This is a genomic window from Dyella psychrodurans, assembly GCF_003363265.1.
GTDB lineage: Bacteria > Pseudomonadota > Gammaproteobacteria > Xanthomonadales > Rhodanobacteraceae > Dyella_B > Dyella_B psychrodurans.
Genome location: NZ_QRBF01000006.1, coordinates 154527 through 167439, shown reverse-complemented (window position 1 = coordinate 167439; position 12913 = coordinate 154527). Strand labels below are relative to the sequence as shown.

Sequence of the window (12913 nt, the reverse complement as noted above, 5' to 3'; positions counted from 1 at the left end):
TAAAGTCCGCCGACGCGGCCAGCCCGCGAGTTGGGCCGGTGCGGTGCATTTTTTCCCCGCTTCCCATTGAATCCGCGCGCAGATGACCAGTGAACTGGACAAGATCGATCGACGCATTCTGGGCATCGTGCAGAAGGATGCTCGCCGTCCCGCCGAGCTGATCGGCGCGGACGTGGGCTTGTCCGCCTCCGCCGTCCAGCGTCGCATCGCACGCATGCGCGATGAGGGCGTCATCCTTGCCGAGGTGGCGTTGGTTGATCCGAAACGCGTGGGGCGACCGTTGACGATGATCGTCGATGTCGAGGTGGAACGTGAGCGGCCGGAGTTGCTGGCGAGCCTCAAGCAATGGATCGCCGCCGAGCCGCGCATACAAGAGGCGTGGTATGTCACCGGTGCTGGCGACTATGTGCTCATCATCGTGACGAGCGACGTCGACGATTTCGATGCGTTGATGCAACGTCTGGTGACGGAGAACGCCAACGTCCGCCGTTTCCAGACCAGGGTGGCGCTGGGCACGCTCAAGCGCGGTATGCAGGTACCGATGGACCCGCCGCCGGCCATCCCATAGGCCGGATGTCAGCTTACTGCCCTCAGGAACATTCGCTAGCATCCGCTGATCACGATCGGACGGGCTGCGAAGCAATGCAAAATTCCTCGATGGGTACGTGCTCTTTTCTCGACAAGGGATTCCACCACGTACCACGGCGCTGTCCCTCAAAGCGCGTGCTCCCAGCCGCGATACTGCTTGCGTTCGGCTTGGTCTCGACCGCGTGGGCCGATACCTCCGAGTCCGCCCGCTGGCATCGCGAGGCGCAGGCCGTCACCATCACGCGCGATGACTGGGGCATCGCCCACGTACACGGCAAGACCGATGCGGACGCCGTGTTCGGCATGGCCTACGCGCAGGCGGAAGACGATTTCAATCGCGTCGAGACCAACTACCTCAACGCGATGGGACGTCTCGCCGAGGCCGAAGGCGAATCGGCGATCTGGCGCGATCTGCGCATGAAGTTGTTTATCGATCCCGCCGAGCTGCAGCGGCAGTACGCCAGCAGTCCGGCCTGGTTGCGGGCGCTGATGAATGCCTGGGCCGACGGCTTGAACGACTACCTCGCCACGCATCCCGACGTGCATCCGCGCGCTATCAAGCACTTCGAACCGTGGATGGCCTTGAGTTTCAGCGAAGGCAGCATCGGCGGCGATATCGAGCGCGTGGCGCTCGGTCCGCTGGAATCTTTTTATGGACATGACGGCGACACGGTAGCGAGCGTGACGTCGCCATCGAGCTGGGCCGAGCCGTCCGGCTCGAACGGTATCGCCATCGCGCCCAAGCTCACCGTGAACGGTCATGCCTTGTTGCTGATCAATCCGCATACGTCCTTCTACTTCCGCTCGGAACTGCAGATGTCGAGCGATGCCGGTCTCGATGCGTACGGCGCCGTCACCTGGGGGCAGTTCTTCATCTACCAGGGTTTCAATCCGCACATCGGTTGGATGCATACGTCAACGACGGCCGACGCGGTGGACGAATTCGCCGAAACCATCGTGCACAAGGATGGCAAGCTGTTCTATCGCTACGGCGGCGCGTTGCGGCCGGTAAGCGTGCGTCAGATCAGCGTGCCGTATCGCAAGCCGGATGGCTCGCTGGCCGAACGCCGCTTCACCGTCTATGCGACCCATCATGGTCCGATCGTGCGCGAACAGGATGGCAAGTGGATCGCGATGGCGCTGATGAACAAGCCCATGCAGGCATTGGAGCAAAGCTGGCTGCGCACCAAGGCCAGCGACTATGCCAGCTATATGAAGGTGGCCGCACTGCAGGCCAACTCGTCGAACAACACCCTTTTCGCGGACGACAAGGGCGAGATCGCCTATCTGCATCCGCAATTCATCCCGCGCCGCGACAATCGTTTCGATTACACCAAGCCGGTCGATGGCAGCGATCCCGCGACCGACTGGAAGGGCCTGACTCCGCTCGACGAATTGCCGCAGGTGCTCAACCCGCCGAACGGCTGGGTGATGAACACCAACGATTGGCCGTACTCGGCGGCAGGTGCTTACAGTCCGAAGCGCGAGGACTTCCCGAGCTACATGGATACGGTCGGCGAGAATCCGCGCGGCATCCACGCCACGATGCTGCTGACGGGCCAGCGCGACTTCACGCTTGCATCGCTGATCACGCTCGCCTTCGACTCGTATCTGCCGGAATTCGCGCGCCAGCTTCCGATTTTGGTTGCCGATTACGACGCATTGCCTGCGGGCGATCCACTCAAGCAGAAACTGGCCGGCCAGATTGCCATGCTGCGTCACTGGGACTATCGCTGGGGCATCGCCTCCATGCCCACCACGCTGGCGGTGTTCTGGGGCGACATCCTGTGGGACAAAATGGACAAGGCGGATAACGCCGAAGGCGTGTCGGTCTACGACCTCATGGCGCAAAAGGCCGGCGCGAAGGCGCGGCTCGATGCCTTGTCGGAAGCCTCCGACCGGCTCGTGAAAGATTTCGGCAGTTGGGGTATTCCCTGGGGTGAGGTGAATCGCTACCAGCGCGTCAACGACGCCCTCGTGCAACCCTTCGATGACAGCAAGCCGAGCATCCCTGTGCCTTTCACGTCATCGCGCTGGGGTTCGCTCGCTTCATTCGGTGCGCACCGCTGGCCGGGTACCCGCAAGTATTACGGCACCAGCGGCAACAGCTTCGTCGCCGTGGTGGAGTTCGGCGATAAAGTTCATGCACGCGCCATCACCGCCGGCGGCGAAAGCGGCCATCTCGATTCCGCGCATTTCAACGACGAGGCCGAGCGTTACACCACCGGCAACCTGCGACAGGTTTATTTCTGGCCGGAGGAGCTGAAGGGACATGTCGAGCGTGTCTATCATCCCGGGGAGTAATCGTGAGAAAGGTGGAAAATTGTGGTTGTTGTTGGCTTGCGTCGGCGATGGCTAGGGAGTGCCCCTCCCGACACGCAGTGGCATTGCATCAACTCAAACGAACTCGGACTTTTGTCGCCAGGATTGAAGATGAGTCGAGGAATCAGGTTCAAAAAGTTATGGTTCGATGAAGACTTGACCGAATTGGAGATAACCACGTCTGATGGAGAATCGACCTTTCGCAGTCGCGTGTATACAAGTCACGAAAATCTGAACGAGATCATCAATGGCTTAGTCGCGTTCAAAGGCCACCTGCACGGAGGCATTTATGATATTCGCCTAGGAGCTATTGGCCCCGAGTTTGCGAGGGGCGCTTTCCATGCTCGGTTGCACTTTCACAAGTTGGGGCGCGGGCGGCTATTCATCACCGTGATGGCGGAGTCAGAGTGGCTCGATTTCACCGTAACTAAGGTGGCAAATCGTTGCACTCTTCATCTAATTAGCGAGCCATCTCTACTAGATAACTTCATTGACGAACTAAAGCGACTACAGCACGGGGCTACCGACGAGGCCTTTCTCGCACTTGCTTCGCCGTAATACCCATGTTGTTCTGGAATGTCGGCTTCCGACCCGGAGTGGGCACCGAAAGGCCCTGTGCGTAACAGACCTTGAAGAAGGTGAGCATCACTTTCTGCGGTGCCCCGGTGGTTTCCACCCCATAAGTTCCTCTGCGCTCCATTCCGCCGCAGCGAGTTTGGCGATGAAGAAATCGGCCAGCGCGCTAACTTTCGCAGGCCGTGCGCGGGCCGTTGGCGTTACGAAATACAGACCACCTTCGGGAATGCGCCAGTCGGTCAAAATGGGCTCAAGCTGCTTGTCGCGGAAATACTGCGTCGCCACGAACTCGGGAAGTTCGGTGATGGCGAGTCCGGCGAGGACGGTGGGCAGTAACGCTTCCACGCTCGTTCCTCGCAACGCTCCAGTGGGTGTGACCAGGCACTCCTCGCCGCTTTGGTGGCTAAAACGCCAGACATCGCGCCTGCTCCTGTTCGCGTAGGTCAGGCACTGGTGCGCGCCGAGATCGTGCGGATGTTGGGGGCGACCATAGCGAGACAGATAGGTCGGCGATGCCACGACAAACCGGCGCACGGGTGCGATGAGACGCGCGACCAGCGATGAGTCTTCCATGATCGCGATGCGGAGCGCGGCATCAAAACCATCGCCGATCAGATCGGCATGTGCGTCCGTGAGATGAAGATCGACGGAAATTTCCGGATAGGTGCGAAAAAACTCGGGCAGCAAGGGCGCGACCCAGCGCGCACCAAAGGAGAGTGGCGCCGCGAGTTTTACGAGACCGCGCGGACGGCTTGAGGTCTCGCGTGCGACATCCTCGGCTTCCTCCGCATCGGCATAAATTTTCGCGGCGCGCTCGGCAAGCGAGCGGCCGTAGTCCGTGAGCGCGAGCCGCCGGGAGGTGCGGTTGAACAGTCGCCCTCCGAGCCGTTCTTCGAGGCGGGTCACGGCCCGGGAGACCGTGGCGACCGAGACGCCCATGGCGGTTGCCGCCGCCGCGAACGAACCTTCTTCGGCGACCTTGCCGAACATCGCCAGCCCTTCGAAATCCGGTAGTTTGGACATAGCAATCCTGCAACGATAGTTTTCATTCATTGCTATTTCGAAAAGTAGCACGCCGCCCTAGATTTGTCCCGTCGCACCACACCACCTATTCCGGAGACAAATCATGGCTCGCAAACTCGAAGGAAAAATCGCCGTCGTGACCGGCGGCACCGCTGGAATCGGCCTCGCCACCGCCAAGCGCTTTGCTACCGAAGGCGCGCAGGTCTTTGTCACCGGCCGTCGCCAGGCCGAACTCGACGCCGCCGTGGCGGCGATCGGTTCGAGGGCCACCGGCATCAAGGCGGATTCCGCCGATCTCGGCGATCTCAATCGCCTCTACGAGCGCGTGAAGACCGAGGCAGGCCGCATCGATGTGCTGTTCGTCAATGCCGGCGGCGGTTCGATGTTGCCCTTGGGGTCCATCACCGAAGATCAGTACGACGAGACGTTCGGCCGCAACGTGAAAGGCGTGATCTTCACGGTGCAGAAGGCGTTGCCGCTGCTGGTCGATGGCGCCTCGGTGATCCTGACCGCATCGAACGTCAGCATCAAAGGCACGCCGGCGTTCAGCGTCTACAGCGCTTCGAAAGCAGCCGTGCGCAACTTTGCACGCAGCTGGACGCTCGACCTCAAGTCGCGCGGCATCCGCGTCAATGTCATCAGCCCGGGCCCGATCAAGACGCCTGGCCTCGTCGACCTTGCCGGTCCCGATGCCGCGCAACAACAGGGCCTGCTCGACTACATGGCCACCACGATTCCGCTCGGGCGTGTTGGCGATCCGGAAGAAGTCGCCGGCGCCGCCGTGTTCCTCGCTTCCTCCGACTCCAGCTTCGTCGCCGGCACTGAACTCTTCGTCGACGGCGGACAGGCTCAGATCTGACGAAACCATTTAAGTGGCCTGGAACATTCGAACCGGCCATGCAGTTCGACACACCTCAAACATCGCCACAAACAGTCAACCACCTCGGAGATTCCCATGAACAACCAGACTTACGCAGAAACCACGGTCGTTCCCTCGGCCATTCCCAGCGCTGTCACCACGATCGTTCCGGCCGTCGGCCGCGTGCTGATCAGCACTCTCTTCCTCCTTGCCGGGCTTTCGAAAATCGCCGCGCCGGCGATGACGATCGCCTACATCCAGTCCGTCGGATTGCCGTTGCCGTCGATCGCGTTCGGTCTTGCCGCGTTTACCGAGATCGTCGGCGGCATCACGCTGCTGCTCGGTTACCGCACTCGCATCGTCGCGAGCGTGATGTTCGTGTTCACGCTGGCAACCGCCGCGTTCTTCCACAACCACTTCGGCGACCAGAACCAGTTCATCCATTTCTTCAAGAACGTCGCCATCGCGGGCGGCCTGCTGCACGTGATCGCTTTCGGTGGCGGCCGCGTGAGCCTGGATGGTCGCCGGTCCTGAGATGACGGCTGGAGCGGCGAAGGCCGCTCCAGCCGCAACTTTAAAGAGATGGAGATGACCATGCTTGAAGTACTTGCGTTCGCCACGCCAAACAGCGTCAAAGTCCCTATCGCGCTGGAAGAGATGGGGCTCGACTACAAACTCATTCCGGTGAATTTGCGTCAGGGCGATCAGAAGACCGATGCCTTCAGGGCCATGAACCCCAACGCGAAAGTGCCCGTGCTTATCGACCGTTCCTCCAAGTCTGGAGAAGGCGATCTGGTACTGAGCGAATCCGCTGCGATTCTTGTCCACCTTGCGGAAAAGACCGGGCAGCTGCTTCCGAAGGAAGGCGTCCATCGCGGCAAGGTTTTCGAACAACTCTTCTTCCACGCATCTGGCTTGAGTCCGGCATTCCTGCAGGCCTTTGGCGTTGCGCTGCAGTCGTCACCGCAACCCGAAGCCAAGGCACGCGCCCTGGCGGAGGTCGATCGGGTGCTTGGCGTGCTTGATCACGGCCTCAAGCATCACCGCTACGTGGCGGGCGATGCGTACAGCATCGCGGACATTGCCCATTTCGGATGGGTGTGGCGTCACCAGGCGATCGGCGTGTCTCTGGACAAGTTTCCGTCTGTCACCCGTTGGTACAACGACGTCTCGGCACGACCCGCCGTCGTCACCGCCATCGGCAAGACGCTGGCGCTCGCTCAATAGCACCAGCGCCATATCGACCATTTTTCTGAAACAGCGCGTGCACAACCTGGACGCGCAACGATTTTCACACCATGCGACCGAAACCCGGTCCACAAACAATGAATAGGGAGAAGTGTCATGAGTGATCGTATCGATGAACTGCTTCATCGCAACCTGCAGGAGGTTTTCGGCGAAGGCGACGCGACACGTCGTCGTGCGGCGATCAAGGAGCTCTATACCGAAGACTGTGCGGTTTACACGCCACTGGGTGTACTGGTCGGGCACGACGCGCTCGACAAGTTCTCCGGCGACCTGCGCGCAACGCATCCGCACTTCGTGTACACCCCGCACAGCAAGCCCCAGGCGTTGCACAACGCCGGCCGCCTGGCGTGGGGATCCGGCCCGCGTGGCGAATCGCCCGATTACACGGGTTGGGATGTGATCATCGTTCGCGACGGGAAGATCGCCGCGCTCTATGTCTTCCTGGATTCCAATCCTGCATGACCCTGTGACGATCTCGCTGGTTATCCACTAGAGCCACCAGCGTAGATCGCCGTGACATGCCAGACCATGGCTAGTGGCGCAGTATCGCAATCACAATTTCCACGACGATCAACGCAATGATCGCGATTTCCAGCAGCTCCGCACGCTTGCCGGAGGCCTCCTCGTAGAGGGCGGCATACGTGTCTCGAATGATCGACAGCTTGCGATCCACCGCCTCGCTGACATGGCGCACGCGGAACAGGTCCAGTGCCGAGGTATAGACGCGCGCAAGATAGACATCCTCGGTGACCTGCAAGGCGTTATCGACCTTCTCGGTGATTTCGGTCACTTCCGCCACCAGCGTGTAAAGCTTGCGCGCCAGGTCGGCGAAGTGACGCGCGGCCATCGGGTTGCCGGCATGGTGGGCCGCTTCGACCATGTCGTACATGCGCGGCAACTCGGCATCGAGCAGCTCGTCGTAGAAGCGCATTTCCAGCAGCTGCGCGTTGGCGACCTCCAGAATATCCACCACGTCGGAATCGCCGCGCGGTTCGTAGATAAAGGCGCGGTCCCAGGTCAACACGACGAGATCGTCGGCGTAGTAGGAGAAACGCTGCTGCAACAGGTCTTTGCGCGCCTGCTCCGACAACGGGCGCTGCTCGCCGGAAAGCAGCGGCACCAGGTCGATGCGTTCGTGCATGGTGCTGACAGGTATCGTTTCGTCGAAGGCATGCACGATGCCCAACAGATAATCCTCGTGCAACGAGGCCGGGCTGGGTTTCGTCAAGGCCGGCAACAGTGCGGCGCGTACATGTTCCAGCAGCTGCGTCCATACAGGACTGTCGGCGCCAGGTCCCAAATGCGCGTCCACTGCATTGATCAACTGCGAAAACGACAGCCAATCGCAGGATATGACCGGCACCTGCACCGAAAACGCAGCCGCGCCGAACTCGTAAAGCCTTACCGTGACTTGCGCTCGGTAGGATTTTCCAAGCAGCGAGAGCTCCAGCGGATCGAGTGTCAGCAGCACCGGAGGAACCCCGAAAGCCAGCGCTTTCGGTGGCGTGCTGGTGAGCTTGCTGCGCACGCTGGCCGAGCGCTTTTGCCTCTCCCACAGCGCTTCCACGCTAGGGAGATCGATCGCGTCGGCAATATCGATCATATGCATCGCAATCACGACAGCCGACTGAACCGTGGGTTGTTCGTATGGCATAAACAGGGCGCCCGAGTGGATGCGGTATCCGTACGCTTACCCTAACGTCACGCTTAAAACGCGTTTCCGTTTGGACAAAGCATCTGGTGCTTGACTGGAGAGAGGCCGGTTTCGCTTCTTGCGCATCCATCGGGCAAGAAGTAAACCTGATCTCGTTCTGGGCAGCCCAATCGCACGCTTTGGTGATGTCGGCGTGTCGCGGCTAGTGTGTGCGGACATGCAAAAGGCCGCAAGTGCCGTAGCGCAGCAACCGTCGGCGCAGCGACTTTCGTCGTTTACGCGTTGTTAGACGGGAATGTTGCAATCAAAGCGATGTTCGCTTCCGAAGCATTCTGAGTGGCCCGTACTTTCAAATGTCAGAGACCGCTCCGCCCGTCATCAACCACGCTTGGGCAACTTCCAATCCGGCCGGATGAAGTGGCAGGTGTATCCGTCGGGATAATGTTCCAGATAGTCCTGATGTTCCGGCTCGGCTTCCCAGAACGGGCCGGCGGGGGCGATCTCGGTGACGATCTTGCCGGGCCAGATACCTGATGCATCGGCGTCGGCCACCGTGTCTTCGGCGACGTGTTTCTGCTCATCGTTGAGGTAGAAGATGGCCGAGCGGTAGCTCATGCCCACGTCGTTGCCCTGGCGATTCTTCGTCGTCGGATCGTGGATCTGGAAAAAGAATTCCAGGATCTGGCGATAGCCGATGCGGTTCGGATCGAACACGATCTCGATCCCTTCGGCATGCGTGCCATGGTTGCGGTACGTGGCGTTGGCCACGTCGCCACCGGTATAGCCCACGCGCGTGGACACTATTCCCGGATAGCGCCGCAGCAAATCCTGCATGCCCCAGAAGCAGCCGCCGGCCAGGATCGCGGTTTCGTTTTTAATGGTCACGTTTCTATCCTTCCTGCAAGTCATCACCCGATAGAGCCAGGCTGGCATGGCCCACGCCGGCTCCGGTCGCTGGTGCCGACCACCCTATGACGTTCAATATGGTTATGCCAGAGGTGTGATTCAATGGAGAGGCAGGGAGGATTTCTCTACACAAAACGCAGCCATGTTCACTTTCCAAATCGGCAACCTCGCAGGAAGTACACCAGGCCCGTTTTTTCGGGAAACGGTGCAGGCTTGCGCTGCCAGGACAAGGGAGAGGTTGTCATGCGAGCCGTAGCGCGAATCGCCCTGATCGTTACATTGGCGCTTGATCTCGCGGGTTGTTACAGCGTGATCAAAACGCCCGACATTGCGACTGCATCTGTCTATGGTCCCCAGGTTTCCGGCGGAGCGTTAAGTCCGCAAGAGGTAGCGCAACTGTCGAGTTGGATCAAAGCGCACGACGCCGGCTGGAGAGGATTGATGGCAACGGCTCCCACACCCATTACCATGGCCATCGTCATGCGCGAACCAGGTGGCCGACAGACTTCATTGGATTTATTCGAGGCAAAAGACGGCACGGCGATGGCGTACTTAAACGCGCCAAGTCCAGCACCACCGCTCGAGCGCTACCTGTCGGAGGCGGATGTGGCAGCTCTTCGAGCTGCAGTGGGACATTAGGCGCATAGGTAGGCATGCGTGAAAGGACGATTGTTTCTTTGCAATCTTGGGATGTCCGCTTTCGGCCGGTTGAAGTCGCAACCCGAAGCGGACATTCCGATTGGAGCTTTGATGTTGAAGCTCGGCTCCAGCATGGCCTGATTGTGTGCGACCGTCAGCCCTCTTGGCGCGTGGGGCGGAAGAGGATCTCATTCACATCGACCTCCGGTGGCTGGCTGATCGCGAACGCAACCGCCCGTGCGAATGACTCGGCTGGAATGGCGTATTGCTCGTAAAACTTTTGGATGTGACTGGCGACATCGGGTTCGGTCACGCTGTCTGGAAGATTCGTGGCCACCGCGCCGGGCGAGATCACTGTCGTGCGTATGTCGTAGGGTTTCACTTCCTGACGAAGCCCCTCGGACAACATCAATACGGCGCTTTTGGTAGCCGCATACACAGCGCTACCGGGTCGGACAGTACGGCCTGCGACGGACGAAACATTGATGATGTGACCGCTTTTCTGCTGCTTCATGTATGGCAAAGCAGCCGCGATGCCATACAGCACACCCTTGATGTTCACATCGATCGTTTGGTTCCAGTCGTCGATCTTGAGTCGCTCGAGTGGCGAGTGAGGCATAAGGCCGGCATTGTTGATCATGACGTCAACGCGCCCGAAGGTTTGAACTGCGGCATCGACCAGTGCTTTGACCTCTTCGTGACGCGTGACATCGGTAACCACGGCGATGGCCTTGCCGCCAGCGTGGGCCAAATCGCCGGCCAATGATTGAATGCGATCAAGGCGTCGCGCTCCCAGCGCAAGAATGGCGCCGCGTGCACTCAGATAGCGGGCAGTTGCTTCGCCGAGGCCGCTGCTCGCGCCGGTGATCACGACGACCTTTCCTTCGATGTTGGTATTCATCGGCTTATTCCTTCTCCAAATTTATTAAAAGACTTCAGGCTGCCGATGACGGGCGACCGGCGCCTGTGCGCCGATCAGCGATCGACACGCTGCTGGATGTGAGGCGGATAACGGTCACCCACCACTTTGACTTGGTGCAGTGCCACGTCGATGGCCGACAGATCGCTGGTCGATAGCTCGACTGTCGCGGCCCTGATGTTTTCTTCCAATCGATGTAGCTTGGTCGTTCCGGGAATCGGCACGATCCAGGGCTTCTTTGCGAGTAACCAGGCAAGGGCGATTTGCGCGCGCGTAGCCCCTTTGCCGTCCGCAATCTGCCCGAGCACCTCGACCAGCTGAACGTTGGCCTTGCGATTCTCTTCGGAAAAACGTGGCACTACATTGCGAAAATCAGTCTTGTCGAAGATGGTGGTCTCATTGATTGCGCCGGTCAGAAAGCCCTTGCCGAGCGGGCTAAATGGCACGAAGCCAATCCCTAACTCTTCGAGCGTTGACAGCACCGTTTCTTCAGGCTCGCGCCACCACAGCGAGTACTCGCTTTGCAGCGCAGCCACCGGCTGCACAGCATGGGCGCGACAAATTGATTTGGCACTCGCTTCGGACAAGCCGAAATGCTTGACCTTGCCCTCCTGAATCAAATCCCGAACGGCGCCGGCTACGTCCTCCATCGGCACAGCGGGGTCCACGCGATGCTGGTAGAAGAGGTCGATGCGATCTGTCTTCAACCGGCGCAGCGATGCCTCGGCGACCGCACGTATGCGTTCGGGTCGGCTGTCGAGCGGCTGCCTTGAATCGCCATCTTGAAAGCCGAACTTGGTGGCAATAACCACGTGGTCGCGAATGGGGGCAAGAGCCTCGCCGACCAGTTCCTCGTTGATAAACGGGCCGTAACACTCGGCGGTGTCGAAGAAGGTGACGCCCCGCTCAAATGCTGACCGGATTAATGCCACGCCTGCAGACTTTTCGGTCGCCGGGCCATAGCCGAAGCTCAGCCCCATGCAGCCAAGGCCGACCGCCGACACTTCGAGACCGCTGTTTCCAAGTTCACGCTTTTGCATGCTGATCTCCTTTCGAAAGGTTGCCGCCCAGAGGGGCTTTGGTTGGCGCCAAACGGGCGGGCAGCACGTGGCCACCAGGCCCATCAAGCGTCCATTGGCATTTCATGGAGGCATGGTAGGCTGGTGTGTATAGCTCAACAATCTGGCTAAGACTGCACGGGCTATTGAGGTAAATTCATCTATGCGGCGTGCTGGCCTCTCTGAACTCACTGCATTCGTCACCATCGCCGAGCAGCGAAGCTTTCGCGCCGCCGCCCGTCAGCTAGGTGTTTCACCTTCCGCGCTGAGCCATGCCATGCGGAATCTCGAGGCGCGACTGGATGCGCGATTGTTCAACCGGACAACTCGATCGGTTGCCCTGACAGAAGTGGGCGAGCGACTTCTACGGCGCGTGCAGCCTGCCATTGCCGACCTCGACGATGCAGTCAGCGAAGTGGGGGCAGCTCGCGATCGTCCGTCGGGCTCAATACGGATCAGTGCGGCAGAATCCGGAGCGAAGCCGCTCATCCGGCATGTTCTTCCTCAGTTCCTGTCTGCCTATCCCGACATCCACGTCGAAATAGTCGTAGATACACGAATGGTCGACATCGTGGCCGACGGTTTTGATGCAGGGGTCCGACTGTTCGAGGACGTGCCACGCGACATGATTGCCGTCCGGTTCGGGCCGGACTTGCGGTTTGTGGCCGTGGCGTCGCCTGTTTATCTCTCGCGTCATGAAGCGCCGAACGTGCCTCAGGATCTGGGGAAGCACCGCTGCATCCGTTTCCGGTTCCTCAGTGGCGCGCTCTTCCGCTGGAATCTTGAGCGTCGTGGCAGTCATATGGATATGGACGTTGAGGGACCCATGACATTGGGCAACACAAATCTGATGGTCGATGCGGCCCTGGCCGGTATCGGCATCGCCTGGGTGCCGGAGTACCAGGTCGCAGAGCATCTCGCATCGGGTCGATTGATCCACCTGCTTCCGGAGTGGAGTCCTTCCATTCCCGGGGTGTGCCTCTATTACCCCTCCAACCGGCATCCTCCGGCTGCACTTAGATTGTTTACGCAAGCGGTGCGCGATTGGGCGAACAGCCACTTGGCATAACGATGATCCGAAACATCCCGACTTCAGTACCTGGCTTTAGGTCCGCTTACGA

At 59.9% G+C, this 12913-nt stretch carries 13 protein-coding genes; 8 read left to right on the top strand and 5 right to left on the bottom strand.

The features are described from left to right. Positions 1-82: 82 nt before the first annotated feature. Both DWU99_RS15980 and DWU99_RS15975 read left to right on the top strand, forming a co-directional pair. Positions 83-568, top strand: coding sequence for an Lrp/AsnC family transcriptional regulator (locus tag DWU99_RS15980; RefSeq protein WP_115479070.1), 486 nt, complete (start codon positions 83-85; stop codon positions 566-568). Positions 569-657: 89 nt separating this feature from the next. Next, positions 658-2892 (top strand): penicillin acylase family protein, encoded by a 2235-nt coding sequence (locus tag DWU99_RS15975; RefSeq protein WP_115479069.1) that lies wholly within the window; start codon positions 658-660, stop codon positions 2890-2892. Positions 2893-3555: 663 nt separating this feature from the next. Here DWU99_RS15975 and DWU99_RS15965 read toward each other — a convergent pair. Next, positions 3556-4476, bottom strand: a complete 921-nt coding sequence (locus DWU99_RS15965) for a LysR family transcriptional regulator (RefSeq protein WP_233511177.1) — start codon at positions 4474-4476, stop codon at positions 3556-3558. Between the two features lie 136 nt (positions 4477-4612). Between DWU99_RS15965 and DWU99_RS15960 the strand changes: the two genes are divergently transcribed. From DWU99_RS15960 to DWU99_RS15945, 4 genes are all read left to right on the top strand, one after another. Continuing rightward, complete coding sequence (locus DWU99_RS15960; RefSeq protein ID WP_115479066.1) at positions 4613-5368, top strand: SDR family oxidoreductase; 756 nt, start codon at positions 4613-4615, stop codon at positions 5366-5368. 96 nt (positions 5369-5464) lie between these two features. Then, on the top strand, positions 5465-5902 hold the full coding sequence (locus DWU99_RS15955) for a DoxX family protein (protein WP_115479065.1): 438 nt from the start codon (positions 5465-5467) through the stop codon (positions 5900-5902). 60 nt (positions 5903-5962) lie between these two features. After that, entirely contained in the window at positions 5963-6595 is a 633-nt protein-coding gene (locus tag DWU99_RS15950; protein WP_115479199.1) for a glutathione S-transferase family protein, read from the top strand. Between the two features lie 117 nt (positions 6596-6712). Next, positions 6713-7078 carry a nuclear transport factor 2 family protein gene (locus DWU99_RS15945; protein WP_115479064.1) on the top strand — a complete coding sequence of 122 codons (366 nt, stop codon included), beginning with the start codon at positions 6713-6715 and terminating at the stop codon, positions 7076-7078. A 70-nt stretch (positions 7079-7148) separates the two neighbouring features. On the opposite strand, the gene DWU99_RS15940 is transcribed toward DWU99_RS15945, so the two are convergent. Both DWU99_RS15940 and msrA read right to left on the bottom strand, forming a co-directional pair. Continuing rightward, positions 7149-8270 (bottom strand): RMD1 family protein, encoded by a 1122-nt coding sequence (locus DWU99_RS15940; protein WP_115479063.1) that lies wholly within the window; start codon positions 8268-8270, stop codon positions 7149-7151. A gap of 378 nt (positions 8271-8648) precedes the next feature. Further along, positions 8649-9149, bottom strand: coding sequence for a peptide-methionine (S)-S-oxide reductase MsrA (gene msrA, locus DWU99_RS15935; RefSeq protein WP_267897537.1), 501 nt, complete (start codon positions 9147-9149; stop codon positions 8649-8651). Between the two features lie 270 nt (positions 9150-9419). Here msrA and DWU99_RS15930 point away from each other — a divergent pair, with 270 nt between their 5' ends. Beyond that, positions 9420-9815: a hypothetical protein gene (locus DWU99_RS15930; protein ID WP_115479061.1), complete on the top strand. Its 396-nt coding sequence runs from the start codon at positions 9420-9422 to the stop codon at positions 9813-9815. Between the two features lie 154 nt (positions 9816-9969). Here the strand turns inward: DWU99_RS15930 and DWU99_RS15925 are convergent, their stop codons facing one another. Further along, complete coding sequence (locus DWU99_RS15925) at positions 9970-10716, bottom strand: SDR family oxidoreductase (RefSeq protein ID WP_115479060.1); 747 nt, start codon at positions 10714-10716, stop codon at positions 9970-9972. A 74-nt stretch (positions 10717-10790) separates the two neighbouring features. After that, positions 10791-11774: an aldo/keto reductase gene (locus DWU99_RS15920; RefSeq protein ID WP_115479059.1), complete on the bottom strand. Its 984-nt coding sequence runs from the start codon at positions 11772-11774 to the stop codon at positions 10791-10793. Positions 11775-11955: 181 nt separating this feature from the next. Here DWU99_RS15920 and DWU99_RS15915 point away from each other — a divergent pair, with 181 nt between their 5' ends. Beyond that, positions 11956-12861, top strand: coding sequence for a LysR family transcriptional regulator (locus DWU99_RS15915; protein ID WP_115479058.1), 906 nt, complete (start codon positions 11956-11958; stop codon positions 12859-12861). Positions 12862-12913: the final 52 nt, after the last annotated feature.

Bases quoted from the DNA above. Each gene is read 5' to 3' on its own strand.
- DWU99_RS15960 (WP_115479066.1), top strand. From the start codon at position 4,613: ATGGCTCGCAAACTCGAAGGAAAAATCGCCGTCGTGACCGGCGGCACC.
- DWU99_RS15950 (WP_115479199.1), top strand. From the start codon at position 5,963: ATGCTTGAAGTACTTGCGTTCGCCACGCCAAACAGCGTCAAAGTCCCT.
- DWU99_RS15965 (WP_233511177.1), bottom strand. From the start codon at position 4,476: ATGTTCGGCAAGGTCGCCGAAGAAGGTTCGTTCGCGGCGGCGGCAACC.
- DWU99_RS15980 (WP_115479070.1), top strand. From the start codon at position 83: ATGACCAGTGAACTGGACAAGATCGATCGACGCATTCTGGGCATCGTG.
- DWU99_RS15925 (WP_115479060.1), bottom strand. From the start codon at position 10,716: ATGAATACCAACATCGAAGGAAAGGTCGTCGTGATCACCGGCGCGAGC.
- DWU99_RS15915 (WP_115479058.1), top strand. From the start codon at position 11,956: ATGCGGCGTGCTGGCCTCTCTGAACTCACTGCATTCGTCACCATCGCC.
- DWU99_RS15940 (WP_115479063.1), bottom strand. From the start codon at position 8,270: ATGCCATACGAACAACCCACGGTTCAGTCGGCTGTCGTGATTGCGATG.
- DWU99_RS15920 (WP_115479059.1), bottom strand. From the start codon at position 11,774: ATGCAAAAGCGTGAACTTGGAAACAGCGGTCTCGAAGTGTCGGCGGTC.
- DWU99_RS15955 (WP_115479065.1), top strand. From the start codon at position 5,465: ATGAACAACCAGACTTACGCAGAAACCACGGTCGTTCCCTCGGCCATT.
- DWU99_RS15930 (WP_115479061.1), top strand. From the start codon at position 9,420: ATGCGAGCCGTAGCGCGAATCGCCCTGATCGTTACATTGGCGCTTGAT.
- DWU99_RS15975 (WP_115479069.1), top strand. From the start codon at position 658: ATGGGTACGTGCTCTTTTCTCGACAAGGGATTCCACCACGTACCACGG.
- DWU99_RS15945 (WP_115479064.1), top strand. From the start codon at position 6,713: ATGAGTGATCGTATCGATGAACTGCTTCATCGCAACCTGCAGGAGGTT.